This is a genomic window from Rathayibacter sp. VKM Ac-2926 (assembly GCF_022815565.1).
GTDB lineage: Bacteria > Actinomycetota > Actinomycetes > Actinomycetales > Microbacteriaceae > Rathayibacter > Rathayibacter festucae.
The window spans coordinates 76,750-100,500 of the sequence record NZ_JALGRS010000012.1; the positions used below are offsets into that span (position 1 = coordinate 76,750).

The following is a 23,751-nucleotide window of genomic DNA, read 5'->3' on the forward strand; positions in this document are numbered from 1 at the left end:
GAAGCGCCTTTCACAGTGCGGATGCAGAGGAGGCCCGCGCATCGTCGAGCGGGCCAGGCGGAGCCTCCCACGCGCCCTCCCCGCCCGTCCATCCTTTTGGGTAGAACTACCCAACAGATGTCGTGCGGCCGGCCGCGTCACGAGGACCCCCGCGAGTCTCCTAAAATCGGAGCCATGTCGAAGGTCTTGAACAGTCTGCCCGTGGGCGAGCGCGTCGGAATCGCATTCTCGGGAGGGCTCGACACATCGGTCGCGGTCGCCTGGATGCGCGAGAAGGGCGCGGTGCCCTGCACCTACACCGCCGACATCGGCCAGGCCGACGAGCCCGACATCGACAGCGTGCCCGCGCGCGCCGCGCAGTACGGCGCCGAGATCTCGCGCCTCGTCGACGCGAAGAGCGCCCTCGTCGAGGAGGGGCTCGTCGCGCTGCAGTGCGGCGCCTTCCACATCCGCTCCGGCGGCAAGACCTACTTCAACACCACCCCCCTGGGCCGCGCCGTCACCGGTACCCTGCTGGTCCGCGCGATGCGCGAGGACGGCGTCGACATCTGGGGCGACGGCTCCACCTACAAGGGCAACGACATCGAGCGGTTCTACCGCTACGGCCTGCTGGCCAACCCGCGCCTGCGGATCTACAAGCCCTGGCTCGACGTGCAGTTCGTCAACGAGCTCGGCGGCCGCACCGAGATGTCGGAGTGGCTCGTCGCCCGCGGCTTCCCGTACCGCGACGCCACCGAGAAGGCGTACAGCACCGACGCGAACATCTGGGGCGCCACCCACGAGGCCAAGCGCCTCGAGGAGCTCTCCAGCGGCATGGAGCTGGTCGAGCCGATCATGGGCGTCGCCGCCTGGCGCGAGGACGTCGAGATCGCCGCCGAGACGGTCAGCGTCCGCTTCGAGGCCGGCCGGCCGGTCGCGCTCAACGGCGTCGAGTACTCGGACCCGGTCGCCCTCGTCCTCGAGGCCAACGCGATCGGCGGACGCCACGGCCTGGGCAACTCCGACCAGATCGAGAACCGCATCATCGAGGCCAAGAGCCGCGGCATCTACGAGGCGCCCGGCATGGCGCTGCTGCACCTGACCTACGAGCGCCTGCTGAACGCGATCCACAACGAGGACACCATCGCGCAGTACCACTCCGAGGGCCGCCGCCTCGGCCGCCTGATGTACGAGGGCCGCTGGCTCGACCCGCAGTCGCTGATGCTGCGCGAGTCCATCCAGCGCTGGGTCGGCTCCGCCGTCTCCGGCGAGGTCACCGTGCGCCTGCGCCGCGGCGACGACTACACGATCCTCGACACCACCGGCCCCGCGCTGAGCTACCACCCCGACAAGCTGTCGATGGAGCGCGTCGGCGACGCCGCGTTCGGCCCCGAGGACCGCATCGGCCAGCTGACCATGCGCAACCTCGACATCGCGGACTCCCGCTCGCGCCTCGAGCAGTACGCCGCCGCGGGCCTGGTCGGCGGCTCGACCGCCGAGCTGGTCGGCCACCTCGAGATCGGCGAGTCCGAGGCGATCACCGAGGGCAACGGCTCCGCCGCCGCCGACGCCCTCGGCCGCGCCACCGACCTCGCCTCCGAGGGCGCCGCCTTCGACGCCGGCACCGACTGACGCACCCCTCCTGAGGGCCGGCGGGGGACCTCCCCGTCGGCCCTTCGTCGTACCGGGACTCCGTACCACCACCTCCGGCACGCGAACCCACCCCCGGCACGCCGACTCCCCCGGATTCCCCGAGCCGAACGTGATTCCACGAGCCGAACCCGCCCGCCCCGCACCTCCGGCACGCGAAACCACCTCCGGCACGCCGAAGCGGCCCGATTCCGCGAGCCGAACGTCATTCCACGAGCCGAACCGCCCGGCCCGTCACCTCCGGCACGCCAAACGAGCCTCGGCACGTCGGGACAGCCCGATCCGCGAGCCGGCCGCACTTCCACGAGCCGAACCCGCCGCCCCGCCACCTCCGGCACGCGAAACGAGCCTCAGCACGCCCGAACGGGCCGACCCCGCGAGCCGAACGCACTTCCACGAGCCGAACCCGCCGCCCCGCCACCTCCGGCACGCGAAACGACCCTCGGCACGTCGGAACAGCCCGCTCCCGCGAGCCAGACGCACTTCCACGAGCCGAACCCGCGGCGCCGCCACCTCCGGCACGCGAACCCAACCCCGGCACGCCGAAACCCTTGGATTCCACGAGCCGACCCTCGATCCGCGAGCCGAAGGTCCCCACTGGCTACCTCCGGCACGCGGAACACCCCTCGGCACGTCGAGTCGGCCCGTTCCCGCAAGCCGAACGCGGTTCCACGAGCCGAACATCCGCCCACGCCGCCCGATCCCTGGCGTTCCCCTCCGGCCCGAGCACACGGCCGCCGCCACCTCCTCCGACCGGAGGGGTGGTCGTGGTGCCTCGTCGCGGCTCCTGGCTCGGGCCTGGCGGGCGCGCCGCAGGCGCGCGGGAAGGAGCCGCGACGAGGTGCCGGGACCACCCCGTTCGCACCGACGAAGCGATGTCGCGAAGCGACGAGCACGCCAGCAGTCAGCACCCGGGGCCGTCAGTCCCCCCGCACCAGCCCGAGCGCCGACTCCGCCGTCGCCACCGACTGCCCCGGATCGACCCGCGCCAGCACCAGCGCCGTCACCAGCAGCGACACCAGCACCCCCGCCTGCCGCCCCCGCCACTCGGCGGGCTCCCCCGGCCACCGCGCCGCCGCCCCCGCGAGCATCGCCCGCTGCAGCTCCGCCCGGTACTCCGCGATCACCTCGCGCACCGCGTCGTCGCGCGCGATCGGCGCCCCTGCCGCGTTGAGGAGGAGGCACCCGCTCTGCGCCGACACGGTTCGCGGATCGGCGAGCGCGTCCCGCAGCCCCGAGAAGTAGTCCCCGAGGGCCGTCGGCGAGACCTCGTCGCGCGTCAGCGGCTCCAGCCTCGGCCGCACGATCTCGTCGAGGTAGCTCTGCACCGCCGCGTCGAAGAGCCCGCGCTTGCTGCCGAACGCGTGATACAGGCTGGACCGGCCGAGTCCGGTCGCCGCTTCGAGCTCGGGCAGTGACGCCTCCTCGAAGCCGCGGTCCCAGAAGACGGAGCGCGCCGACCGGACCACCTGGTCGGTGTCGAAGCTCTGCGTGCGTCCCACGGCGACTCCCTCTGCTGACTGCCGGAAAGAACCGGACTGTTGTGAACCAGTCGTTCCAGTATAGAGTGAGGCCGTTCGGTAGTGAACCGAGCGATACACAATCAGGAGGTCCCGTCGTGATCGTCACCGGACTCGTTCTCGCCGCCCTCGCGGCGCTGCTGCACGTCTACATCTTCGTGCTCGAGTCGCTGCTCTGGACGACCCCGCGCGCCCGCTCCACCTTCGGCACCACCGCCGGAGAGGCCGAGTCGACGAAGGAGCTCGCCTTCAACCAGGGCTTCTACAACCTGTTCCTCGCGATCGTGACGATCGTCGGCGTGATCGTGCTCACCTCGGGCGCCACGGCCGTCGGCGCCGCCCTCGTCTTCACCGGCACCGGATCGATGGTCGCCGCAGCCCTCGTGCTGCTGCTCTCCTCCCCCGGCAAGCGGCGCGCGGCGCTCACGCAGATGGCACCCGGACTGCTCGCGGTCCTCGCGCTCGGCATCGGCCTCGCCGCCTCCTGATCCCCACCCCCACGACCCCCCGGAAGGCTCCATGACCACCGTCACCAGCACCCAGATCCAGCTCGTCCGCCGCCCCGTCGGCTGGCCCGTCGCCGAGGACTTCCGCACGGCGCAGGTCGAGTACGACGAACCCGCGGCCGGCGAGATCCGCGTCGAGAACGCCTTCCTCTCCGTCGACCCGTACATGCGCGGTCGGATGAACGACGTCAAGAGCTACACCCCGCCGTACGCACTCGGCGAGACGATGACCGGCGGTGCGATCGGCCGCGTCACCGTGTCGAGCGACCCGGACTTCCCGGTCGGCGCCGTCGTGCTGCACCAGCTCGGCTGGCGCGACATCGTGCAGGCGGAGACCTCGGCGTTCCGCGTCGTCCCCGAGATCCCCGACGCCCCGCTGTCGCTGCGACTCGGCGTCCTGGGCATGACCGGCCTCACCGCCTTCGTCGGCCTCACCACCATCGCGGGGCTGAAGGAGGGCGACACCGTCTTCGTCTCCGGCGCCGCGGGAGCCGTCGGCTCGGCGGCCGGCCAGATCGCGCGCCTGCTCGGCGCGAAGCGCGTCATCGGCTCGGCCGGCTCGGCCGAGAAGGTCGCGCTGCTGACCGAGAAGTACGGCTACGACGCCGCGTTCGACTACCACGCCGGTCCCGTCCGCGAGCAGCTCGCCGCGGCGGCGCCCGAGGGCATCGACGTCTACTTCGACAACGTCGGCGGCGACCACCTCGAGGCGGCGCTCGACGCCTTCAACGACGGCGGACGCGCGGCGCTCTGCGGCGCGATCGCCGGCTACAACAGCACCGAGAAGCCGGCCGGACCCGACAACATGGCCAACATCATCACCCGCGCGCTGACCCTGCGCGGCTTCACCCTGTCGGCGTACCTCGACCACGCCCCGGAGTTCAACCGCCTGATGGGCGGCTGGTTCCAGGAGGGGAGCATCGCCTACGACGAGACCGTCGTCGACGGCATCGACCACGCGGTCGACGCCTTCCTCTCGATGATGCGCGGCGGCAACACCGGCAAGATGATCGTCCGCCTCTAGGACCCGGATCTCGATACGCCCTCTTCGAGGGCTACCCGATCACCATGAAGGACATGCTGGTCGAGTAGCCGTGCAGCGGCGTATCGAGACCCACCCACCGGACGACGGCGGATCTCGATACGCCCTCTGCGAGGGCTACTCGATCAGCATGAGGCAGCCCTTCTCGAGGGCTACTCGACCACCATGAGATTCGCCCCTTGCATGCTGATGAAGTAGCCGCGCAGCGTCCTTCTCATGCTGGTCGAGTAGCCGCGCAGCGGCGTATCGAGACCCCGCAGCCCCCGCCGCTCAGCGCTTGACGGCGTCGATCTTCAGCATCTTGGCGATGACGGAGTCGAGCTCCGAGTCGTCGAAGATCTTCTTCCAGTCGTCCTTGATGAGCGCCTCGCGGCCGTAGCCCATGGCGATGTGGCACGCCTCGGAGAACGGGTTCGAGCCGCGCAGGCCGTTGGTCAGCGCGATCCAGGTGTGGCCGTAGAGCATCGCGCGGGCCGCCTCGTAGGGAACGCCGACGCCGTTGACGGTCTCGTCCAGCGCCTCCTTGAGGAACTCGCCGACCATGCAGGCGATCGTCTCGACCAGGGTCGGCTCGAGCACGGCGAGCTGCTTGACGGTCACCCAGTGCACGGCGATGACGGGCGCGTAGATGGTCGAGATGACCTTCTCCGCGATGGCCCGCACGTCGTCGTCCGCGTCCTCGAGGGCCGCGACGACCTCCTGCGGCGCCGCGATGCCGCCGAACGTGTCGGCCCACTCCTCCGGAGTGGTGCGCTCGAGGAACACTGACGGGTGGCACGGGTGCGCCACGGCGTAGTGGATGTCCTCGCGCTTCGCCAGCAGCCCCGCGTAGGCGGCGGCCGGGTCGAGGGTGAGGATGATCGCGCCGCTCTTCATCTGCGGGATCACGTCCTCCGAGACCGCGCCGAGCACGACGTCGGGGACGGCGAGGATGACGACGTCGGCGTCCTTCACGGCGTCCGGGGTCGCGGTGATCTCGCGGCCCGCCTCGCGGGTGCGCTCCTGACCGGCGGGCGAGGCCTCGCTGTAGAGGGCGTTGTAGTCGGACTTCTGCAGGTTGTTCGAGACCCGCATGCCCATCTTGCCGCCGGCGCCGATGACGGCGACGGTGAGGGCGGAGGCGGCGGTGCCCGGGGCGGTGGTGGCGGTGGTGTCGGTCATGAGTTCCTTCTCCTGAGCTGGTCGAGGGTGGTGCGGGTCCACTCGGCTTCGAGCCGCGTGGTGACGAGCGCCTGCTCCGCGGCGGGGACGGTGTCCTGCCAGGGGAGCCAGAACTCGATGATCTGGGTGATGCCGCGCTCGGCCGGCCGGAGCAGCGCGAGCATGCCGTCGTAGTCGAGGCGGCCGTCGCCGAGCGCCGTGCCGGTGTAGACGAAGCCGACCCAGCCGGGATTGCGGCTGAAGTCGAAGTCCTTCACGTGCCAGTTCGCGACGTACGGCGCGCAGCGCGCGGTGACGTCCGCCGGCAGCTCGAGGTTCGCGACGGTGTTCGCCGGGTCGAGGCAGATCCGGATCCGCGGGTGATCGAGTGTCGCGATCACGTCGACGAGGTCGGCGGTGCTCACCTGCTCGTACGTCTCCAGGGCCAGCGTGACGCCGGCCTCCTCCAGCTCGGGCGCGATCTCGCGCAGGCGCCGCAGCGTCTCGGCGCGGTCCGGCCGGTCCTCCCCCGACGTCCACATGCTGCGCAGCAGCACGACGTCGAGCGCGCGGGCCAGGCGGAGCCAGCGGCGCAGGTGCGCGGGATCGGTGCCGCGGGTGCCGAGCTCGAGCGCGACCCCCTCGGCGGCGGCGACCGTGCGCAATGACCCGAGCTGCTCGTCCGAGTACTCCTCGAGCGCCGGCACGTCGCAGAGCTGCAGCAGGTCGACGCCGAGGGCGGCGGTCTCGCGGACCATGTCCTCGACGCCGAGAGGCTCGGGGACGCGGTCGGAGGAGCGCCAGAAGAAGGCGTAGCTGCTCAGTCCGAGGCGGCTCACGGGCGGGCCCCCTCGGTGGAGCGGGCGAGGGCGAGCGCCTCGTCGAGGATCGCGCCGACCGCCTCGGGGTCGTGCGCGAAGCGGCCGAGGAAGAGCCCGGGCACGCGGCCCTCGAGCGCGGTCAGCAGCCCGGGTCCGGCGCTGCCGCCGTAGATGACGCGGCTGCCGGCGCGGCCGGGCAGCTCCGCGAGGGCCGCCTCGAGTGCGGTGACGACGCCGGCGATGAAGGCCGGCTCGGCGGGCTGGGGGGCGCCGATCGCCCAGACGGGCTCGTAGGCGGCGAGGATCGGGCCGACGGCGCCGGCCTCGTCCGCGTCCGCGAGGGCGGAGCCGATCTGCGCGAGCACGAGCTCGACGGCGTCCTCGACGGAGCCGCGCTCGGTCTCGCCGACGCAGAGCAGCGGCACGAGGTCGTTGCGGAACGCCGCCGCGACCTTCGCGCGCACGCGCTCGTCGTCGTCGCCGAAGAGCGCGCGCCGCTCGGCGTGGCCGATCTCGACCAGCCGGCAGCCGACCTCGCGCAGCTCCGCTCCGCTGACCTCGCCGGTGAACGCTCCCGCGTCCTCCCAGAACAGGTCCTGGGCACCGAGCGCGACGCCCGCCTCCGCCGCGAGGGCGCCGACCGGCACCAGCGCAGGGAAGGTCGGCACCACGAACAGCTCGACGGCTCCGGAGGCGGTCGCCTCGTGCGTCCGCGCGATCTCGGCGATGCGCCGCATCCACTCGAGCGTCCGCGCGTGGCCGAAGTACATCTTGAGGCTCACGCCGACGGTGAACGCCGGGGCGTCCCCGGCGGCGCGGCTCAGCACGAGCCGACCGTGGCGGCGTCGTCGGCGACCGGGTTGCCGGCCTCGTACGCCTCGATCACGCGCACCTTCTCCGCGGAGGCGGAGGACGTGTCGAACTCGTAGCCGAGCCACTCCTTCGCGAGGCGGCGGGCCAGCTCGATGCCGACGACGCGCTGGCCCATGCAGAGCACCTGCGCGTCGTTGGAGAGGATCGAGCGCTCGACCGAGAACGAGTCGTGCGCGGTGACGGCGCGGATGCCGGCCACCTTGTTGGCGGCGATCGCGACGCCGAGCCCGGTGCCGCAGATCAGGATCGCGCGGTCGGCCTCGCCGCGGGCGACCATCTCGGCGGCGGCGATGGCGACGCTGGGGTAGGGCGTGTGCGACGAGGCGTCGACGCCGACGTCGACGACGGACGCGACGCGGGAGTCCTTCTCCAGGTCGGCCTTGACGATCTCCTTGTAGTCGAGACCGGCGTCGTCGGAGCCGACGACGAGGCGGAAGGGTGCGCTCATGGGTGTTCTCTCCTTGCTGGAAGCGGATTCGGGGACGGGGTCGACGCTACGCGCCGCTGCCGACAGAGCCGGGGGCGGCGGCGGCACCGGAGCGCAGCACCGCGCCGATCGCGGTGACGATCAGCCCGAGCGAGTGCGCGCCCGCGTCGGGGGTGCCGAGGCTCTTCTCGGCGTGCGGCCGGGCGCGGCCCATCCTCGGCAGCAGCCGCGCGGTCGCGGCGGCGGCGGCGGTGCAGGCCTCGGCGGCCCGGGTCCACGCCGCGGGCAGCTCGTCGCCCGCGGCGACGGCCTCGCCGAGGACGTCGGCGAAGGGCACGAGGGAGTCGACCATCGTCTTGTCCCCCGGCGTCGCGCCGAAGCGGAGGATCGCGGCGCGCGCGCCGTCGACGCCCTCGACCACCGCGGCGGCCGTGGGCGCGGCGGTGTCGCCGAGCGCCGAGCCGACCGCCGCGAGCGCGGCGCCCCAGAGCGCTCCGGAGGTGCCGCCGGCCCGGTCGGACCAGGCGTCGCCGGCGTGGGCGAGCACGGTCCCCGCCCCGGCGCCGGCCTCGAGCGCGGCCCGGGCGGCGGTGACCGCCGCGTGCACGCCGCGCTGCATGCCGATGCCGTGGTCGCCGTCGCCGGCGACCGCGTCGATCCGCCCGAGCTCGTCGGCGTTCTCGTCGATCGTGGACTGCGTCGCCTCGAGGGCGGCGAGCACGGTGCGGGCGGCGTCGCGGGAGTCGTCGCTCGCCTCGCCGATGACGACCGCGGCCGTCTCCTGCTCGGTCACCGCCGCCTGCTCGGCGGGGCGGACCGAGCCCTTGCGATACGCAGGCGCCTCGGCCGGCGCGGCCCACAGGCGCTCCAGCTCGTCGTCCACCCAGAAGAAGGTGAGCGAGACGCCGGCCATGTCGAAGCTGGTGACGAGCTCGCCGACCTCGGGCTCGAGCACCTCGAGGCCGCGCTCGCGCAGGCGCCGCTCGACGCCGGCGTAGACGACGAACAGCTCCTCGTACTTCACCGATCCGAGCCCGTTCAGCACGACGACGAGGCGCGAGCCCTCGGCCGCGTCGACGCCGTCGGGCAGCTCGGCGAGCAGGGACGAGACCAGCAGCTCGGCGAGACCGTCGGCCGTCGGCACGTCGTCCTCGCGGATCCCGGGCTCGCCGTGGATGCCCATGCCGACCGCCATCCGCCCCTCCGGAACGGTGAACAGCGGCTCGGACGCCCCGGGCAGCGAGCAGCCGGAGAAGGCCACGCCGAAGGAGCGGGTGCGCTCGTTGGCGAGGCGGGCGATGCGCTCGACCTCGTCCAGCGACGCACCCTCCTCCGCGGCGGCGCCAGCGACCTTGAAGACCGTCAGGTCGCCGGCGATCCCGCGGCGCTTGTGCTTCTCGGCGACGCTCGCGCTCGAGACGTCGTCCGTCACCGTCACGGTGCGGACGTCGATCCCCTCGTCGCGCAGGCGCCGCTCGGCCGCGTCGAAGTTCAGCACGTCGCCCGCGTAATTGCCGTAGCTCAGCAGCACGCCGCCACCGTGCTCGGCCGCCGCGGCGACCGAGTGCACCTGCTGCGCGGACGGCGAGGCGAAGAGGTTCCCCATCGCCGCGCCGTGCGCGAGACCCTGCCCGACGAGTCCGCCGAACGCCGGGTAGTGGCCGGAGCCGCCGCCCACCACGAGGGCGACCGAGCCGGGCGCACTCACGGTCGAGCGCACCACGCCGCCCTGCACCCGCCGCACGAAGCGGCGGTTCGCGGCGACGAAGCCGTCGATCATCTCGTCGGCGAAGTCGGACGGGTCGTTGTAGAGCCGGGTCATCAGGAGTCCTGTTCGAGGAGGGGCGTCGGGCGTCGGACGGTCGGCAAATCGCGCGGGGTGCTCAGTGCGCGATCACGTCGACGCTGGGGGCGTCGAGCGGTGCGTCCTTGTAGCGGCGCGCCAGCAGGGACATCAGCACGGCCGAGAGCAGCAGGAAGAAGCCGACGATGAACATCGGGACCTCGTAGCCGCCGGTCGCGTCCTTCAGGGCGCCCGTGATGTACGGGGCCGAGAAGCCGGCCAGGTTTCCGACGGTGTTGATCAGCGCGATGCCCGCCGCGGCCGCCGCGCCGGTGAGGAACCGGGTCGGGAAGGTCCAGAAGTTGGGCAGCGCCGAGAAGATCGCCATCGCGGTGACGGTGATCACGGCGATCGTGGCCGCCGGGGAGCCGGCGAAGAGCGCGAGCGGGATGGACAGGCCACCGGCGATCGCGGGGATCACGATGTGCCAGGTGCGGACGCCGCGGCGGGTGGCGTCGCGCGACCAGAGGTAGAGGGCGATGGCCGCTGGCACATAGGGGATCGCGGTGATCAGGCCCTTCTCGAAGATGCCGAAGGTGGTGCCGTACTGCTCCTGGAAGCCCTCGATGATCGTGGGAAGGAAGAAGGCGAGGGCGTAGAGGCCGTAAATGAAGCCGAAGTAGACGAAGCTCAGCATCCAGACGCGGCCGCTCTTGAAAGCGGACGACATCTTGGGGTGGGTGGTGACGCCCTTGGTCTTCACGTCCTCCTCGCGCTTGAGCGCGGTGGTGAGCCAGACCTGCTCCTCGCGGGTCAGCCACTTCGCGTCGGAGGGCTTGTCCTTGAGGTAGAACCAGGCGATGACACCGATGACGATCGCCGGCAGCGAGACGCCGAGGAACATGAAGCGCCAGCCCTCGAGGCCGAGGATGCCGTCCTGCTCGATCAGCAGGCCGGCGAGCGGAGCGCCGATGACCGTCGTGAGCGGCTGCGCCAGGTAGAAGAGCGCGAGGATCTTCGAGCGGTGCTTGGCCGGCACCCAGAGGCTGAGGAAGAGGATCGCGCCCGGGAAGAAGCCCGCCTCGGCGACACCGAGCAGGAAGCGCAGGGCGACGAGCTGCTCGAAGTTCTGCACCCAGGTGAAGAGCAGCGCGACGATGCCCCAGCTGACCATGATGCGGGCGAGCCAGCGGCGAGCGCCGAAGCGGTGCAGCGCGAGGTTGCTCGGCACCTCCAGCAGGATGTAGCCGATGAAGAAGACGCCCGAGGCGAAGCCGAACTGGGCCGCCGAGAGGGCGAGGTCCGCCTCCATGCCGTTCGGCGCGGCGAAGCCGATGGCCGTCCGGTCGAGGTAGTTGATGAAGAACATCAGGGCGACGAACGGCACGAGCCGGATCGACACCTTCCTGATGGCGCTCTTCTCGACGGCGGCGTCCGCCGTCGCGGTTCCGCCTGTGCGGGAGGGAAGGTCCACGTCGATCTCCTGATCCGTGTCAACGACTGTGTTGGGTGGTGCGGTGGGCTCGGGCCGCCTTCGGGGGAATTGGCTGACCGGTTGACCAATTAGAGAATGCCGTGCCGGGTGCCGCTTGTCAACCGGTTCTCCGGTCGCGTCGCTGCGGGTGGGGTGCCGGCGCGGTTGCTACGGTCGGACCATGCCGGCGTACCCCGAAGACGATCCGTCCCTCGTGCGCCTGGAGCTGCAGGTCCTCCCCCGCGGCACCGCCGTCGCCGAGGTGGCCAAGCAGCTCACCTCGCTGCTCACCCGCGGTGATCTCGTGCCCGGGTCCCGCCTCCCCCCGGAGCGCCAGCTCGCCGAGAGCCTCGGCGTCGGCCGGTCGGCGGTGCGCGAGGCGCTCGCGGCGCTGGAGATCCTCGGCATCGTCACGGTGCGGCCCGGCTCCGGCACCTACCTGCGCGACAGCACCTCCGAGCTTCTGCCGACCACGCTGAGCTGGGGCCTGATGCTCTCCGCGGGGCGCACGGCCGAGCTGATCGAGGTGCGCGGCACCCTGGAGGTGCAGGCCGCGATGCTGGCGGCGCTCCGGATCGACGACGAGGGACTCGAGCGCCTGCGCGCGCATCTGGCGGCGATGGAGTCGCACCTCGACGACATCGCGGCGTTCGTCGAGGCCGACGTGCGCTTCCACCTGCAGATCGCGGTCAGCGCCGAGAACGTGGTGCTGCGCGATCTGCTGCAGACCATCCGCTCGCTGCTGCGACTCTGGGTCGAGCGCGCGCTCAGCAGCCCCGAGCAGGCCCTCGACGCCTTCACCGAGCACCGCGCCGTGCTCGAGGCGATCGAGGCCCGCGACCCGTCCGCCGCCGCGCGGGCGATGGAGGCGCACATGAGCACCGCGTCCCGGCGCCTGGCGGACACCGGGAGCTGATCGAGGGCCGTCGGTCCGGGGCCCTCGGTCCGGGGCTGCTGATCGCGCCCCGCGGTGGCAGACTCGGCCCATGAGCGACCTCCTGCGCCGCGGTGCCGCGGCGGCCCTGACCCTCGCCGCGGTCGGCCTCCTCGTCACCGGCTGCGCGGGGCGCGCCGACATCGCCTCCTCCACCTCGCCGCTGCCGCGGCCGAGCGCGACGGCCACGGTGACGCCCACCGCCTCGCCCACGGCGACGGCGTCGGCACCCGCCTCGATCGTCCCGACCGCGGAGCCGACCGCCGCGCCGACGGCGGCATCCGAGACTCCCGCCCCGCTGCCGACCTCGTCGCAGCCGCCGGCACCGGCGCCCGAGCCTGCGCCCGAGCCCTCGACCGTCCGCTGCGTCGGAAGCGACCTCTCGCTCGAGTACCGCGCCGACCCCGACGCGTCCGGCGCGGGGAGCAGCGCCTTCGACCTGATCTTCACGAACACGACCGACCGGACCTGCACGCTCGCCGGCATCCCCGGGGTCTACGCCGCCGGGGCCGACGGCAGCCGCCTCGGCGCGGTCGCCTCCGCCGACGGCCCGAACCCGGACGGCCTGCTCGCCCTCGCTCCGGCGGCGCAGGCGGACGTCCGGGTCGCCTGGCACTCCCCCGGCGCCTTCGGCTGCCCGACCGCGACGTCGACGTTCCTGGTCGCCGAGGTGATCGACGCGGCCGATGCCGCCGTCCGCGCGCCCGCCGCGATCGAGGTCTGCACCGACGGCACCGTGTACCTGGACGCCTCCACCTACACGCTGCTCGGCTAGGTCCTGCGCCGGTCCCCCGAGGACCGCGCTCAGGTGGTGGAATGGACGAGGACAAGGAGAACCCATGCTCATTCCCCTGCACGACACCGGCGCCCGCGCCCGGTCCACCCAACTGCCCTCCGCTCCGGCCACCCGCTCCGGCGGTCACTCGCCGCTGTCCGAGACGGTCGCCGTCTGATGGCCGAGGAGCGCGCGATCCTCGCCGGCGGCTGCTTCTGGGGCCTGCAGGAGCTGATCCGGGACCTGCCGGGCGTCTTCGAGACCCGTGCCGGCTACTCCGGCGGGACCACTCCGAACGCGACCTACCGCCACCACGGCGACCACGCCGAGGCGGTGGAGATCGAGTTCGACCCCGAGAAGACCTCGTACCGCGACCTGCTCGAGTTCTTCTTCCAGGCGCACGATCCGACCACCCGGAACCGGCAGGGCAACGACATCGGCACGGGCTACCGCTCCGTGATCGTCGCCCTCTCGCCCGAGCAGGAGCGCGTCGCCCGCGAGACGATCGCCGAGATCGACGCCTCCGGCCGCTGGCCGGGCCCGGTCGTCACCGAGGTCCAGCCGGCCGGCGAGTTCTGGGACGCGGAGGAGGAGCACCAGGACTACCTCCGGAAGCACCCCGGCGGCTACACCTGCCACTGGGTGCGCCCGGGCTGGACGCTCGACGCCTGAGCGTCGCCGCTTCCGGCGGCACCCGGGCAGCGGAACGGGGCCGGCGCCCCGATCGCGACCCGGGCGCCGGCGGCGGCGCTCACGTCCCGCGGAGGGCCGCGATCGGCTCGATGCGGGAGGCGCGCCGCGCCGGCACGCTGCCCGCGAGCAGTCCGATCAGCGCGCCGAGGAGCGCGCCGCCGAACGCCACCCCGGGGTCGAGCACCGGGGTCCACTGCTGCGCGAGCGAGACCGCGAGCACCGCGAGTACGCCGGTCGCCGCACCGAGCAGACCGCCGAGGAGGCCGATCACGGCCGACTCGACGACGAACTGCTGCGCGATCCGGCGTCGCGTGGCGCCGAGCGCCCGGCGCAGGCCGATCTCGCCGACGCGCTCCATCACCGACAGCGTGGTGACGTTGGCGATGCCGACGCCGCCCGCGAGCAGCACCACCACCGAGAGGATCAGGAACACGAGGTCGACGTCGGCGCGGACGTCCCCGGCCAGCTCGGACGGACCGCCGGGCGCCGAGACGGAGACGGAGTCGGGCGCGTCCGGGGCGAGGGTCAGCGGTGCCTGCGCCGCGACCTGCGGGCCGGCGCCGATGTCGATGCGCGCCTGGAGGTCTCCCGGCGTCGCGAGCGCGAAGTCGGCCCGCGCGGTGCCGGTGGGGAGGACGACCGCGTCGAGCAGCTCGGCGCGGGCCTGGACGTCGGCGAAGATCCCGAGGACCGAGTAGGCGACCCCGTCGATCAGGATCGACGGCCGGGAGTCGACGCGCTCGACACCGAGCCGCTCGGCCGCGCGGGTGCCGAGGACGACGACGCGGTCGGCGCGCGCGTCGTGCCCGGAGTCGAACATCCGCCCGGCGGTCACCTCGCCCTCGAGGGTGCCGAGGAGATCGGCGGAGGCGGCGAACACCCGCGGCGGGGCGGCGGCGGGCGCCGAGGGGTCGTTGACGGGGACGGCGGTGACGGTCGCGCCCTCGCGGAGGGACACCTCGCCGACGAGGGCCGCCTGCTCGATGCCGGCGAGCCGGAGCACCCGGTCGACGGCGTCCCAGGGCAGGCGCCCGGTGGCGACGCTGTCCCCGGTGGAGTCCTTCGCCTCGGCCGGCTGCACGACGACCTGGGTGGCGGCGAACGCGTCGAACCGGCGGGCGAGCTGGTCGGCGGTCGTCTGCGCGAAGCCGATCGTGGCGACGAGGGCGCCGATGCCGAGCACCGTGCCGAGCAGGGTCATCACCAGCCGGGCCGGCCGCGTGCCGATGTCGGAGGTGGCCTCGGCGAGCAGGTCGGCGGCGGTGAAGCGGTCCGCTCGGCGGACGGGCCGCAGCAGCGCGGACGCGGCGGCCGAGCGCGGTCGCCGGCGCCCGAGCCGCCGGCGCAGCGCCGCGAGTGCCGGGCTCATGCGGTCACCTCCTGCATCCGTCCGTCGGCGATGCGGAGGCACCGGCGCGCCCGCCGGGCGACGGCGAGGTCGTGCGTGATGACGACCAGGGTGAGTCCGGTGTCCGTCAGCTCCTCGAAGAGCCGCATCACGTCCGCGGTCGTCGAGCCGTCCAGATTGCCGGTGGGCTCGTCAGCGAGGAGGAGGCTCGGGCGGGCGACCACGGCGCGGGCCACGGCGACGCGCTGGCGCTCGCCTCCCGAGAGCGTCGTCGGCAGGAAGCCGAGCCGGTGCCCGAGGCCCACCCGGAGCAGGGCGTCGCGGGCGCGCGCCTCGCGGTCGGCCCGCGGTGTCCCGCTGTAGAGCATCGGCAGCATCACGTTCTCGAGCACCGTGCGTCGCGGCAGCAGGTGGAAGGACTGGAACACGAAGCCGATGCGCTGCGCCCGCACGGCCGCGCGCGTGTTCTCGTCGAGCGCTCCGGTGAGCGCACCGTCGAGCCGGTACTCGCCGACGCTCGGCCGGTCGAGCAGCCCGAGGATGTTCAGCATCGTCGACTTGCCCGAGCCGCTGGGGCCGACGATCGAGACGTAGTCGCCCTCGTCGATCCGGAGGCTGACGCCCTTCAGCGCCTGCACCTCGGGCGGGCCGGGGAACGAGCGGGTGACGTCCCGCAGCTCGACCAGCGGAGCGGTCACCGGCCGACCACGACCAGGTCGCCCTCGTCGAGCGTCCCGTCCACCGGCGACACCTCGACCGCGCCCTTCGCGGCGAGACCGGTGGTCACGACGACGAGCCGGGTGGCGGCGCCCGGATCGCGCGGATCACCGTCGACGACCTCGACCCGGCTCTCGCCGCCGGAGCCGGTGGACAGCGCGGCGACCGGGACCGAGAGCACGGCACCCTCGGTCGCTCCGACCGCGACCGTGACCTTGACGTTGGTGTCGCGCAGCTGCTCGACCTGCTCGGGCGAGAGCGGATCGGGGGTGAGCGTCACCGTCCAGCGCCCCTTGCCGTCCTTCGCGGGATCGACGCCCGACACCGTGGCGCCGTGCGACGACCGGTCAGGGAGCTCGAACGAGGCCTTCTGGCCGACCGAGAGCAGCCGCGCGTCGGCCTCGGCGGCGGAGCCGGAGAGCTCGACCTGCGCGCCGGAGACCGTCATCGCCGCCCCGGACAGGACGCCGCCGCGCTTGGCGGTGACGGCGTCCACCCGCCGCGGGAGCGACGTGAGGAACAGCACCTCCCCCGCGGGGAGCGCCGGCAGGACGGACTGGCGGGCTCGAGTCAGGTCCTCCTGCGCCTGCGTCACCTGGGACTGCGCCGACTCGACGGCGCCGCGCTGGGCGCCGGTGTCGGTGCTCGCACCCAGCTGGGCCCGCCGGAGCTCGGCGAGGCCGAGCGCGTCGTCGAGGTCCGCGATCCGGAGGCCGTCCGGCGGCTCGGCCGCGCGGGCGGCCTCCAGTTCGCGTCGTGCGCTCGCGACCGCGTTGTCCGCCTCGCGGACCTCGACGGGCGAGGAGCCCGCCCGAGCGGCGTCGAGCTCCTTCTGCGCGGCGACAAGCCCCTGCTCGGCCGCGCGCAGCGTCTCCTGGGCGGCGCGGACGACGTCCTCGCCGTCCTCCTGCGTCGCGGGCGCCGCGTAGCCGGCCTGGGCGTAGAGCTCGGTGACCGCGTTCGCGGCCGTCTCGTCGAAGACGTCGTCGGCGGGGTCGCCGGCGTCGATCCCGAGGCCGCGCAGCGCCGACTTGAACTGCACCACGTCAGGCCCGGACACCCCGAACCGCAGGGTCCGGTAGGCCGGCAGATCGCCGGGGAGGACGATGACGGGGCGGCCGGCGATCTCCAGCGCGATCGACAGCGGCGACAGCTCGGTGCCGGCCGCCGGGACCTGACCGGTCACCACCGCCGCGCCCTGGATCCCCGTCGTGTCGATGGTCACCTCGACGGCGTCCGCGTAGCGCACCTCGCCGCGGAGGGTCACGTCGTTGCTCAGCTCGCCGGACTCGACCGGCGCGGTGATCAGGCCGGGGGCGGGCGGTTCCGCGTTCGCGGCGGCCTCGGCGGGCGAGACCACGAGCCTCCCGACGAGCAGGCCCGCGACGAGGCTCAGCAGAGCGGCGGCGGCCACGATCCAGAGGACGCGGTTGCGCGAGACGACGGCGGCGAGTGCGGCGAAGCGGCTGCGACGTCCCGGAGCGTCGGACCCGCTGTCGGGACCGTCGGCGGGCCCGGTGACCGCGAGGAGGTCGAGCGGATCGGTCGGTGTCGGATCGGAGGTCGGCCGACCGGTCGGCGCCGAGTCGGACGGCGTCGGATCGCCGGAGCCCGAGCGGCGGGGAACGCGCATCTACTCGCCCTGCTCGGCGTCGGCCTTCAGCGCGTCGAGCTCGGCGCGGTGGTCGTCGATGAACTGCTGCTCCAGCGCGTCCTGGACCTTCTTGTGCACCGCTGAGTAGTCGGTCTTCTCCCGGCAGTCCAGATCGGCGAGGGCGAGCTCGATCTCCTCGTCCTTCACCGCGACGAGCTTCGGGTCGGTGGGCTCGATCACCTGGTCGCCGGCCGCGTCGTAGACCGCCGTCAGCTTGTCGCTGATCGAGTTCACGGCGTCGTAGGGGGCGGCGAAGCCGGGGTAGCCCGCGTCGCTCAGGCAGGCGGACCACGCCGCATCCAGATCCGCCAGCTCGGGGACCGACTGCAGATCGGTGTAGAACTCGTTCAGCGCGTCCATCACCGGCTTGTGCTTCTCCGCCGACGCCGGATCCTCCCCCTCGAGCTCGTGCTGGGCGGCGCCGAAGCAGCCCGCCGTCGTCCAGTCGTACTCGTACGACCCGTCCTCGGAGGCAGCGGCGTCCTCCGGCTCCGCCGGGCCGTGCAGCGCCTCGGAGTAGGCCGCCTTCTCGGACTCCGAGAGGCTGTCGTAGTACTCGGAGTTGGCGTCGACGTACTCGTCCTCCGGCTCGGCCGAGTCGTAGCGACCGGGAGAGTCGACGACGCCGTAGCCGTACTGCGCGACCCATTCGCGATCGTCCGGCTTGTAGGCGTCGGCGTCGGACGACGAGAACGACGCCGACTGCACGCTCGGGGTGTAGTCGAAGCCCGACTCCTGCATGCAGGTCGCGACGAGCTCCTCGCGCTTGCGGTCCTGCTCCCTGTACTTCTCCTCCTGCTCCTCGGGCGAGAGGTCCCCGCCGTAGAGCGCACCGAGGTAGTCGATCAGCGGAGAGGTCGGCTCTTCGGTCTTCGCGTCCTCGGCGGGGGCGGAGCAGCCGGCGAGCGCCAGCACGCCGGACAGCGCCAGGGCCGACAGTGCCAGTGCGGAGCGTGCGGCGGTCAGGTGGGCGCGGCGTCGATGCTTCACGGAGGTCCCTCTCGTTCAGGGGCGCGCGGCGCGGGCGGGGGTCCCGCGCTCGCGCGCCGCCGACGACGATACCGACGGATCCTCATCACCGTGTGGTCGGGGCGGGCTCTGGCGTCGCACGTCGGTCGACGCGCCGCGGGACGCCCGCGTCGAGCGGTTCCTGCGGCGCGAGACGTCGGTCCGCGGACGCGGCTACGGCGTCAGCAGCACCCGCGCGGCTCCGCCCGGTTCGAGCACGAACGACTCGCAGTCCGCTCCCCCGGCCGCCTCCCAGCGCTCGATCCCCGTCGGATCGACCGCCACCGCGGTGCCGCCCGCATTGCCGAGCAGCACCACCCGGCGGTCTGCGGCGAAAGCTCCGAGCGCGACGAGTCCCGGCGCGTCCGCGTCCAGACGAGGTGACCCGGTGAGGGCCGCCGCCCACTGGAGCACTGTGCCGGCGGCCGTGACGCCGGCCGCCGTGACGACACCGCGCGGTCCCCACTGCTCGAAGTAGGCGAGCGAGGCGACGCCCGGGACCGCGAGCGCGCCGACGCTGCCGACGACCCAGGCTGCGAACTCAGGCGCGTGCTGGCGCTCGTCGGTCGCTCCCGGGACGATCTCCGGGCCGTAGCCGGACCCGTCGATGTCGGCGGCGCCGGGGTCGAACGGCGAGGTCGACACCGCGTTCATCCGCGCACCGAGCGTGACCGGACCGATGTGCAGGCGTCGGCCGTCCGCGATCGCCGCCGCGTCGCGGACCACCGTGCGCTGCACGCCGAGGGACTCGACGAGCTGGTGCCCCGAGCGGTCGTGCATGAAGGGGGTGATGCTGAAGGCGAGCGACGCCTCCCCGTTCGCGAGGGCGTCCGCGCCGCGGTTGAGCTCGGTGAAGTGCGAGCGGACCCCGCCGACGACCTCGGCGCCGCGCTCGGCCGCCGCCCGTCGCGCCGCCTCGAGCAGCTCGGGTGTGCTGCGGTGACCCTGGGCGGCGAAGACGCCGAGGCGGGCGAGCGGCGCGTCGCCGAGCTCGTCGAGGACCGTGCGGACGTCCTCCGGCCCGGACGCGACGACGCGCAGATCGACAGGGCGTCCGCCGGCGTCCTCGAGCGCGCGCTGCAACGCGCGACGCCAGCCGGTCCAGCGCACGTCGCACTCGACCAGCAGATCGAGCGCCGGTCGCACATCCGGCCGGAGGCCCGTCGACGCGCTCGCGGCGGAGGTGCGGATCTCGGGGAGCGGGTACCCGGCCCTGCCGGTCCGCAGGACGGAGGGGGACGCGATCGATTCCCGTGTGACGGTCGGCGGCGCGCCGCCGCAGTCGATCCGCAGGCTCTGCCGGACGATCTCCCCCGCGGCGACCGGCACCGGGAACGGCAGACTCAGCGGCGTCGAGTAGGTCTTGAACGACGCGTCGGTCCAGTTGCGCTGATCCTCCGTCTCGAACACGTCGCCCTCCAGGGTCAGCTCGACCGGGACGCCGTCGGCGGTCCAGGCGAGACCGGCGAGGTCCTGCGCGGGCTGATGGGGCGCGATCCGCTCGGGGAAGGCCAAGCGGTCGGTGGTGCCGCCCGGGTGGCGCGCCTCGACGGTCGCTCCGGCGCTCTCCGTGCCGTGCAGCACGATCAGCCCCAGGCGGTTGCGGAGGAAGGGCGTGCTCGCGCGTGCCTCGAGTGCGATCGTGAGCGAGTTTCCGGAGAAGTCGGCGCGCAGGGTCCAGGTGACGCGGGCCTCGCCCTGAGCGCTCTCGCCCTCGACCACGAGAGTGCCGCCCTCGATCTCGAGCGCTGCGCGGACGGTCGCGAAGGTCCCCCAGTCCTCGTCGCGGACGACGAAGCGGACCCCGCGGAGGATCCGCGCCGTGCCGAACCGGAGGTCGTCGAGCCGGCCGTCGGAGAACCGCAGCGACCACGGGCCGCAGCGGACCGCCCGCTCGTCGCGCTCGGCGTCCTGGAGGAGCCCGGCCGGGACCGTCTGCGCGGCGGGCCGGATCTCGATCGCGGGCACGATCAGAGGGTGGTCATGCCGCCGTCGACGCGGAAGAGCGCGCCGGTGGCGTAGCTCGACTCGTCGCTGGCGAGGTAGACCATGATTCCCTCGACGTCCGCCGCGGAGCCGGGCCGACCGAGCGGGATCCGCGAGGTGATCGCCGCGCGGGCCTCGGCGTCGCCCGAGATCGCGGTCACCAGCGGGGTCTCCGTGTAGCCGGGGACGACCGTGTTCACGCGGATCCCCTCGCCCGCGTAGGCGGCGGCGACGGTGCGGGCAAGGCCGTGCATGCCGGCCTTCGAGCTGCTGTAGGCGGTGAAGTCCTGACCCTCGCCGTTGAGCCCGGTCGGGCTGCCGGTGAGGACGATCGAGCCGCCGCGGCCTCGCAGTGCACGGACGGCGTGCTTGACGGTGAGGAAGGTGCCGGTGAGGTTGATGTCGATCGTGCGGCGCCAGACGTCGAGGTCGAGGTCGGCGATCTTCGCGTCCTGGCCGAAGAGCTGCACGCCGGCGTTCGCGACGACCACGTCGACCGCGAAGCCGTCGGCCGCGAGGCGGGCGAAGGCCTGCTCGACGCTGCTCTCGTCCGAGACGTCGAGCCGGACGGCGACGGAGTCCGGGAAGGCGGCCGCTGCGTCCTCCGCGGCGGCGAGGTCGCGGTCGGTGAAGGCGACCCGGGCGCCCTCGCGCGCGAAGCGCTCCGCGACGGCCCGGCCGATGCCGGAGCCGGCTCCGGTGACGAGGGCGGTCTTGCCAGTGAGGCGTCCGGTCATGCGTGCTCTCCTTCGAGTCGATCTGCTCCGATCATAGGAGGCGAACCGGTTGACCGCCTAGGCCTTGTCTGCTCGATTCCAGAGGTCGGCGCGACCCCTTGACCCGGCCCGGTCCAGCCGCGACGCTCGCTCTACACGTCCCACACCACCCCACCCCTCCCGGAGGTCACCATGAAGGTCGGCTCGCTCGTTCTCCGTCTCGCCGTCGGCGGTCTGTTCGTCGGACACGGACTGCAGAAGCTCCGCGGCTCGTTCGACGGCCCGGGCCTCGACGGCACCGAACAGATGATGAAGAGCCTGGAGCTGCACCCGGCGCGCCGGAACGCGGTCGCCGCCGCCGTCACCGAGACCGCGGGGGGCGCCGCGCTCGCCCTGGGCCTGGCGACGCCGGTCGCGGCGGCCGGGCTGATCGCGACGATGGTCACGGCCGTCCGCAAGGTGCACTGGGCGAACGGCCTCTGGAACAGCGGCGGGGGCTGGGAGTACAACGGCCTGCTCGCGGCCGCCGCGACCGCGATCGTGGCCGACGGCCCCGGCGCGCTCTCCTTCGACGGCCTCGTGGGGAAGCGGAAGTGGGGCGCCGGCTGGGCGCTCTTCGCCCTCGTCGCCGGCGCCGCCGCCTCCACCGCCGTGATCGAGGCCGGCCGCCGCGCCGCGGCCGCCGAGGTCGAGGGCACCAGCAGTGAGACCCTCACCGCGCCCGACTCCCCCACGGCGTCGGATGACACCGCATCCGCATGAGCGAGCCCATGCTGATCGAGTAGCCCGCGCAGCGGGCGTATCGAGACCCGGTAGCGTCGGCACGTGACCGCCTCCACTTCCTCCGCCGTCCGCCAGCTGCGTCTCGTCGTCCAGGTGGACGACCTCGACGCGGCTCTCCGCTTCTACCGGGACGCCCTCGGTCTGACCGAGCGCGCCGCCTTCGACGGCGACGGCGACGCCCGCGTCGCGATCCTCGAGGCCGGCATCGCCACCCTCGAGCTGGCGAACCCCGCGCAGGTCCGGATGATCGACGGCCTCGAGACGGACGGCGACACGAGCGACCTCCTCCGCGTCGCCTTCGAGGTCGACGACGCCGCCGCCGCGACCGCGGCCCTCGCCGCCGCGGGAGCCGAACTCGTCGCCTCCCCGCGGGAGACGCCGTGGCGCTCTCTCAACTCCCGCCTGCGCTCCCCTGACGGCCTGCAGGTGACGCTGTTCGAGGAGCTCGGAGCGGCGTCCGAGGACGACGCGGACGACGAGTTCCTCCTCTGGCAGCGCGCCGTCGACCGGCTCGACGGCCTCGAGGATCCGGACGGTGTCGTCGAACGGATGCGAGTGCTCGCCGCGCGCTACCCGGGCAGCGACGGAGTCGCGCACTTCGAGCTCGGCGGTGCCCTGGACAGCGCAGGCCACGAGGCGGAGGCGGCCGAGGAGTACGAGCGCGCCGTCGCCGCCGGTCTCGACGACGAGCGGCTCGCCCGACTGAGCATCCAGTACGCCTCGACCCTCCGGAACCTCGGCCGGACCGAGGAGGCGATCGCCCTCCTCTCCTCCGCCCAGCAGCACCCGTCGATCGGTGCGGCGCGCGAGGTCTTCCTCGCGCTCGCTCTGCACAGCGCCGGTCGCACCGACGAGGCGCTGCGCACCGCCCTCGAGGCGCTCGCCCCGACGTTGCCGCGCTATCGCCGATCGGTCGCCGCGTACGCCGCCGACCTCACCGACTCGGCGCCGCAGACCTGAGACGGCCGGTCGCCGGACGGCGCGCCCACCGCCGCGAACTCTCGGCCCTGCTCACTCCGCGAGCAGCGCGTCGATCTGACCCATCGCCTGGTTCATCCCCTCCTCCATGCCCATCTGCACCATCTGCTCGAGCTGCTCGAGGGTCTCGAAGGAGGAGCGGACGGTCATCCGGGTGCGTCCGTCCACCTCGGCGAGGGTGACCACCGCGTGGGTGACCCCCATCGAGTCGTCCGGGTGCCCCTCCTCGTCGGCGAAGCCGTCGTCGAACTCGAACCGCGTCGGCTCCTCGACCTTCGTCACCACCCAGTAGCCGCGGGCCTTCTCCCCGTCCGGCCCCGTCATGAAGTACCGGCTCCGAGAGCCCTCCACCGCCTCGTGCGTCTCGAAGGTCGCCGGCCAGGTCGGCGGTCCCCACCAGCGCTCGAGCCGCCGCGGATCCACCCAGATCCGCCACACCCGCTCGACGGGCGCCTCGAACTCGGCGGTGATGGTCATGGTCAGGTTCTCGATGTCCTTGACGGACTCCACGACGGTCATCCTGCACGTCCCTTCCTTCGTTCCTCCGGTGGTCGCACCTCGTCCTCGGCGAGGACGTCGGCGATGCGGTCGACGCGATCGCGCCAGAGCAGCTCGTAGTCCTCGAGCAGTCGCGCCGCCCTCCTGAGCGAGGCGACCTCTCCGCTCACGAGCTGCTCCCTCCCGCTGCGGCGCTTGCGGACGAGCTCCGCCCGCTCCAGCACCGCGACATGCTTCTGCACCGCGGCGAAGGACATCTCGTAGCGTGCCGCGAGCACTGTCACGGACTGCTCCGCTTCCAGCACCCGTGCGACGATGTCGCGCCGCGTTCTGTCGGCCAGCGCCTGGAACAGCCGGTCGACGTCGCTCTCGTCCTCGATTCTTACAACCATGTGGTTGCACGTTACTCTCGCTCGTCCGAGGAGGCAAGAGCAGCCCTCGGCACC

At 73.1% G+C, this 23,751-nt stretch carries 23 protein-coding genes; 8 read left to right on the forward strand and 15 right to left on the reverse strand.

Annotation, left to right across the window (positions count from 1 at the left end; all coding sequences use genetic code 11):
• Positions 1-174 precede the first annotated feature (174 nt).
• On the forward strand, positions 175-1,611 hold the full coding sequence (argG, locus tag MT351_RS15945; protein WP_123446074.1) for an argininosuccinate synthase: 1,437 nt from the start codon (positions 175-177) through the stop codon (positions 1,609-1,611).
• 938 nt (positions 1,612-2,549) lie between these two features.
• On the opposite strand, the gene MT351_RS15950 is transcribed toward argG, so the two are convergent.
• A complete protein-coding gene (locus MT351_RS15950) occupies positions 2,550-3,131 on the reverse strand; it encodes a TetR/AcrR family transcriptional regulator (protein WP_243582637.1) in 582 nt (193 codons plus the stop codon).
• A gap of 116 nt (positions 3,132-3,247) precedes the next feature.
• Here MT351_RS15950 and MT351_RS15955 point away from each other — a divergent pair, with 116 nt between their 5' ends.
• Together MT351_RS15955 and MT351_RS15960 are read left to right on the forward strand one after the other, a co-directional pair.
• Positions 3,248-3,637, forward strand: coding sequence for a DUF1304 domain-containing protein (locus MT351_RS15955; protein WP_243582638.1), 390 nt, complete (start codon positions 3,248-3,250; stop codon positions 3,635-3,637).
• A 31-nt stretch (positions 3,638-3,668) separates the two neighbouring features.
• Positions 3,669-4,679 carry an NADP-dependent oxidoreductase gene (locus MT351_RS15960; protein WP_243582639.1) on the forward strand — a complete coding sequence of 337 codons (1,011 nt, stop codon included), beginning with the start codon at positions 3,669-3,671 and terminating at the stop codon, positions 4,677-4,679.
• A 288-nt stretch (positions 4,680-4,967) separates the two neighbouring features.
• Here the strand turns inward: MT351_RS15960 and MT351_RS15965 are convergent, their stop codons facing one another.
• The 6 genes from MT351_RS15965 to MT351_RS15990 all read right to left on the reverse strand — a co-directional run bounded on the left by MT351_RS15965 (position 4,968) and on the right by MT351_RS15990 (position 11,110).
• The gene (locus MT351_RS15965; protein WP_123735945.1) at positions 4,968-5,858 is read right to left on the reverse strand and encodes a phosphogluconate dehydrogenase C-terminal domain-containing protein; all 891 of its coding nucleotides are present in this window, start codon (positions 5,856-5,858) and stop codon (positions 4,968-4,970) included.
• A complete protein-coding gene (locus tag MT351_RS15970; RefSeq protein ID WP_243582640.1) occupies positions 5,855-6,676 on the reverse strand; it encodes a sugar phosphate isomerase/epimerase in 822 nt (273 codons plus the stop codon). The genes MT351_RS15965 and MT351_RS15970 overlap by 4 nt, the downstream gene beginning before the upstream one ends.
• Complete coding sequence (locus MT351_RS15975; protein ID WP_243582641.1) at positions 6,673-7,485, reverse strand: triose-phosphate isomerase family protein; 813 nt, start codon at positions 7,483-7,485, stop codon at positions 6,673-6,675. The genes MT351_RS15970 and MT351_RS15975 overlap by 4 nt, the downstream gene beginning before the upstream one ends.
• The gene (locus tag MT351_RS15980; protein WP_127887006.1) at positions 7,479-7,979 is read right to left on the reverse strand and encodes a ribose-5-phosphate isomerase; all 501 of its coding nucleotides are present in this window, start codon (positions 7,977-7,979) and stop codon (positions 7,479-7,481) included. Before MT351_RS15980 ends, MT351_RS15975 begins: the two co-directional genes overlap by 7 nt.
• 46 nt (positions 7,980-8,025) lie before the next feature.
• Complete coding sequence (locus tag MT351_RS15985) at positions 8,026-9,780, reverse strand: dihydroxyacetone kinase family protein (protein ID WP_132438456.1); 1,755 nt, start codon at positions 9,778-9,780, stop codon at positions 8,026-8,028.
• A 61-nt stretch (positions 9,781-9,841) separates the two neighbouring features.
• Complete coding sequence (locus MT351_RS15990) at positions 9,842-11,110, reverse strand: MFS transporter (RefSeq protein ID WP_221181106.1); 1,269 nt, start codon at positions 11,108-11,110, stop codon at positions 9,842-9,844.
• 286 nt (positions 11,111-11,396) lie between these two features.
• Here MT351_RS15990 and MT351_RS15995 point away from each other — a divergent pair, with 286 nt between their 5' ends.
• The 3 genes from MT351_RS15995 (at position 11,397) to msrA (ending at position 13,596) form a co-directional block, all read left to right on the forward strand.
• Complete coding sequence (locus MT351_RS15995) at positions 11,397-12,131, forward strand: FadR/GntR family transcriptional regulator (protein WP_123735949.1); 735 nt, start codon at positions 11,397-11,399, stop codon at positions 12,129-12,131.
• Between the two features lie 70 nt (positions 12,132-12,201).
• Positions 12,202-12,924 (forward strand): DUF4232 domain-containing protein, encoded by a 723-nt coding sequence (locus MT351_RS16000; RefSeq protein ID WP_243582642.1) that lies wholly within the window; start codon positions 12,202-12,204, stop codon positions 12,922-12,924.
• Positions 12,925-13,101: 177 nt separating this feature from the next.
• Complete coding sequence (msrA, locus tag MT351_RS16005; protein WP_123735951.1) at positions 13,102-13,596, forward strand: peptide-methionine (S)-S-oxide reductase MsrA; 495 nt, start codon at positions 13,102-13,104, stop codon at positions 13,594-13,596.
• A gap of 79 nt (positions 13,597-13,675) precedes the next feature.
• On the opposite strand, the gene MT351_RS16010 is transcribed toward msrA, so the two are convergent.
• The 6 genes from MT351_RS16010 to MT351_RS16035 form a co-directional block, all read right to left on the reverse strand.
• Complete coding sequence (locus tag MT351_RS16010) at positions 13,676-14,986, reverse strand: ABC transporter permease (RefSeq protein WP_123735952.1); 1,311 nt, start codon at positions 14,984-14,986, stop codon at positions 13,676-13,678.
• Complete coding sequence (locus tag MT351_RS16015; protein ID WP_123735953.1) at positions 14,983-15,663, reverse strand: ABC transporter ATP-binding protein; 681 nt, start codon at positions 15,661-15,663, stop codon at positions 14,983-14,985. The genes MT351_RS16010 and MT351_RS16015 overlap by 4 nt, the downstream gene beginning before the upstream one ends.
• A complete protein-coding gene (locus MT351_RS16020) occupies positions 15,660-17,315 on the reverse strand; it encodes a TolC family protein (RefSeq protein WP_207901650.1) in 1,656 nt (551 codons plus the stop codon). Before MT351_RS16020 ends, MT351_RS16015 begins: the two co-directional genes overlap by 4 nt.
• A complete protein-coding gene (locus MT351_RS16025) occupies positions 17,316-18,326 on the reverse strand; it encodes a hypothetical protein (protein ID WP_132438459.1) in 1,011 nt (336 codons plus the stop codon).
• A 192-nt stretch (positions 18,327-18,518) separates the two neighbouring features.
• Positions 18,519-20,312, reverse strand: a complete 1,794-nt coding sequence (locus MT351_RS16030; protein ID WP_132438460.1) for a hypothetical protein — start codon at positions 20,310-20,312, stop codon at positions 18,519-18,521.
• Between the two features lie 2 nt (positions 20,313-20,314).
• Positions 20,315-21,067 (reverse strand): SDR family NAD(P)-dependent oxidoreductase, encoded by a 753-nt coding sequence (locus MT351_RS16035; RefSeq protein ID WP_123735956.1) that lies wholly within the window; start codon positions 21,065-21,067, stop codon positions 20,315-20,317.
• 171 nt (positions 21,068-21,238) lie between these two features.
• On the opposite strand from MT351_RS16035, the gene MT351_RS16040 reads away from it, so the two are divergent.
• Positions 21,239-21,808 (forward strand): DoxX family protein, encoded by a 570-nt coding sequence (locus tag MT351_RS16040; protein ID WP_132438461.1) that lies wholly within the window; start codon positions 21,239-21,241, stop codon positions 21,806-21,808.
• Between the two features lie 63 nt (positions 21,809-21,871).
• Complete coding sequence (locus MT351_RS16045; RefSeq protein WP_243582643.1) at positions 21,872-22,789, forward strand: tetratricopeptide repeat protein; 918 nt, start codon at positions 21,872-21,874, stop codon at positions 22,787-22,789.
• Between the two features lie 51 nt (positions 22,790-22,840).
• Here MT351_RS16045 and MT351_RS16050 read toward each other — a convergent pair whose 3' ends face one another.
• Both MT351_RS16050 and MT351_RS16055 read right to left on the reverse strand, forming a co-directional pair.
• Entirely contained in the window at positions 22,841-23,326 is a 486-nt protein-coding gene (locus MT351_RS16050) for an SRPBCC domain-containing protein (protein WP_123735958.1), read from the reverse strand.
• Positions 23,323-23,697: a helix-turn-helix domain-containing protein gene (locus MT351_RS16055; RefSeq protein WP_123735959.1), complete on the reverse strand. Its 375-nt coding sequence runs from the start codon at positions 23,695-23,697 to the stop codon at positions 23,323-23,325. The genes MT351_RS16050 and MT351_RS16055 overlap by 4 nt, the downstream gene beginning before the upstream one ends.
• Positions 23,698-23,751: the final 54 nt, after the last annotated feature.

Excerpts from the sequence above, each read along its gene's own strand:
- argG (WP_123446074.1), top strand. The coding sequence starts at position 175 with ATGTCGAAGGTCTTGAACAGTCTGCCCGTGGGCGAGCGCGTCGGAATC.
- MT351_RS15960 (WP_243582639.1), top strand. The coding sequence starts at position 3,669 with ATGACCACCGTCACCAGCACCCAGATCCAGCTCGTCCGCCGCCCCGTC.
- MT351_RS15965 (WP_123735945.1), bottom strand. The coding sequence starts at position 5,858 with ATGACCGACACCACCGCCACCACCGCCCCGGGCACCGCCGCCTCCGCC.
- MT351_RS15980 (WP_127887006.1), bottom strand. The coding sequence starts at position 7,979 with ATGAGCGCACCCTTCCGCCTCGTCGTCGGCTCCGACGACGCCGGTCTC.
- MT351_RS15985 (WP_132438456.1), bottom strand. The coding sequence starts at position 9,780 with ATGACCCGGCTCTACAACGACCCGTCCGACTTCGCCGACGAGATGATC.
- MT351_RS15990 (WP_221181106.1), bottom strand. The coding sequence starts at position 11,110 with ATGTTCTTCATCAACTACCTCGACCGGACGGCCATCGGCTTCGCCGCG.
- MT351_RS15995 (WP_123735949.1), top strand. The coding sequence starts at position 11,397 with ATGCCGGCGTACCCCGAAGACGATCCGTCCCTCGTGCGCCTGGAGCTG.
- MT351_RS16000 (WP_243582642.1), top strand. The coding sequence starts at position 12,202 with ATGAGCGACCTCCTGCGCCGCGGTGCCGCGGCGGCCCTGACCCTCGCC.
- msrA (WP_123735951.1), top strand. The coding sequence starts at position 13,102 with ATGGCCGAGGAGCGCGCGATCCTCGCCGGCGGCTGCTTCTGGGGCCTG.
- MT351_RS16010 (WP_123735952.1), bottom strand. The coding sequence starts at position 14,986 with ATGAGCCCGGCACTCGCGGCGCTGCGCCGGCGGCTCGGGCGCCGGCGA.
- MT351_RS16020 (WP_207901650.1), bottom strand. The coding sequence starts at position 17,315 with ATGCGCGTTCCCCGCCGCTCGGGCTCCGGCGATCCGACGCCGTCCGAC.
- MT351_RS16035 (WP_123735956.1), bottom strand. The coding sequence starts at position 21,067 with ATGACCGGACGCCTCACTGGCAAGACCGCCCTCGTCACCGGAGCCGGC.
- MT351_RS16040 (WP_132438461.1), top strand. The coding sequence starts at position 21,239 with ATGAAGGTCGGCTCGCTCGTTCTCCGTCTCGCCGTCGGCGGTCTGTTC.
- MT351_RS16050 (WP_123735958.1), bottom strand. The coding sequence starts at position 23,326 with ATGACCGTCGTGGAGTCCGTCAAGGACATCGAGAACCTGACCATGACC.
- MT351_RS16055 (WP_123735959.1), bottom strand. The coding sequence starts at position 23,697 with ATGGTTGTAAGAATCGAGGACGAGAGCGACGTCGACCGGCTGTTCCAG.